This window comes from Bradyrhizobium hipponense, from assembly GCF_008123965.1.
GTDB lineage: Bacteria > Pseudomonadota > Alphaproteobacteria > Rhizobiales > Xanthobacteraceae > Bradyrhizobium > Bradyrhizobium hipponense.
On sequence record NZ_VSTH01000267.1, the window covers coordinates 1 to 1,657 of the forward strand.

Below are 1,657 nucleotides of genomic sequence, written 5' to 3' on the forward strand. Positions count from 1 at the left end.
ACTGGCGGGGCTGGAGCACGACCGGACCATCCCATTAGCTGTCATTCGAGCGACGAAAGCTGATCTTTTGCATCAACGGAGAAAATGATTGCCGATGATCTCACTGACGTGCACAGCATCCGACCTGTTCGTGTTTCCGGGGCCGCCGTGCGCCCTTTCGTCTCCTCCTGCACCTCCGCTATTAGGTCAGTGGTACTGCTGGAGGACCCCGAGTTCCGAAAGTTGCCAAGCGGCCATGCTTTGGTCAAAACTGAATTGAGTGTTTGGCGGGTCGTCGACGTAGTGGGAATGCGATCACCCTCTTTCGGGTGACATTCGACGGTGGGCCGGGGCCCCCCCACCGGATGTTTGAGGTGCCCACCGCAAAGGCTTGTGATGGAAAGGGCACGGGTTGATAAAATCAACATTTCCGCTTTTGGCAGCGCTCGGAGTGCTGCAGCCTACTCGGTCGAGCTTTTAATAGTCGCCGCGACTTACATTGGCCTTGCCGAGTCCGCGCAATTCTTGCCCGCAGTGAATCCGGCCGCGACGCCATTGTGGCCACCGACCGGGTTTGCGCTCGCGCTGATCCTGCTGCGCGGCTACCGGATTTGGCCCGCGATTTTGGTGGGCATCTTTCGCCCTACCTCATGGCCAACCGATCGCTCCTGGAGTTGGGTTCCATTGGGATCGGTACTCTCCTCGCTGCGTTTGCCGGGACATGGCTGATTAGTCTCTGGTCGAACGGTCGCCAGACGTTGGGTACCCCCTCTGGTATCGCAAAGTTTGCAATCATTTCCTTTGCGCCGACCACGATCATCAGTTCCGCCATCGCTCTGGCAGGAGTCATTTTCGCCGGCCAGCCAGTCATTTCCGATTCTGTCGCCACCTGGTTGACCTGGTGGCTTGCAGACGCGGCTGGGACCTTAGTGATTGCTCCGGTCGTCGTGCTCTGGACAATGATCCCCTTACCTCGTTCCTCCAAATGGAATCTGTTGGAATCTATCGCCGTCTTTGCTCTCGTGAGCATCATCGGGATCGTTGCTTACAGCCCGCTCATCGGCAGTGACCTTATCGGTAACGACCTCAACGTGCTGCTGCCGTATCGGAGCCTTCTTGGCTTTCTCGTTTTGCTACCGTTGATGTGGGCCGGTTTGCGCGGCAATCGATGCAACGTCGCCACGGCCGCGCTCATTTTCTTCGGAATGGCCGTGTGGGGTTTCTCGGTAGGTAACGATCCATTTCCGAAAACGGATCCGAACGGAGCCCTATTATCGTTACTTGTGCTTTCGATCAGCGTATCACTGCCGCCTCTTGCTTTGGCTGCTGCAATTGCGACACGCCAAAATACTCAAGCCCATTTGCTTTCTGTTCAGGACCAACTGAACCGTCAGATTGAACGGAAAAATTTGGCGCTCGACAGCGTTAGACGCCACTTCCAAGTTCTCATCGAAGGCGTTATCGACTATGCAATTTTTGCCGTTGATAAAGAAGGGCACGTTACAAGTTGGAACAGCACCGCAGAAAAAATCATCGGCTACACCCCGGAAGACATTATTGGCAAGCATTTCGGGACATTTTATCGACCGGATGAACGCCGCGCGGGCTCACCAACCCACGCATTGGAGTCGGCAATCCAAAGAGGCAAGCACGAAGTTGAGGGTTGGCGCATCAGAAA

The 1,657-nt window shown here is 55.6% G+C and carries 2 protein-coding genes; both read left to right on the plus strand.

Annotated features, from left to right (window positions below; translation table 11 throughout):
* The first annotated feature begins 375 nt into the window (after positions 1 to 375).
* Complete coding sequence (locus tag FXV83_RS45310) at positions 376 to 708, plus strand: hypothetical protein (protein WP_347341109.1); 333 nt, start codon at positions 376 to 378, stop codon at positions 706 to 708.
* Positions 591 to 1,657 (plus strand): MASE1 domain-containing protein (locus FXV83_RS41570; protein WP_235940618.1); only part of this gene is annotated, 1,067 nt, incomplete at its 3' end. The genes FXV83_RS45310 and FXV83_RS41570, both read left to right, overlap by 118 nt.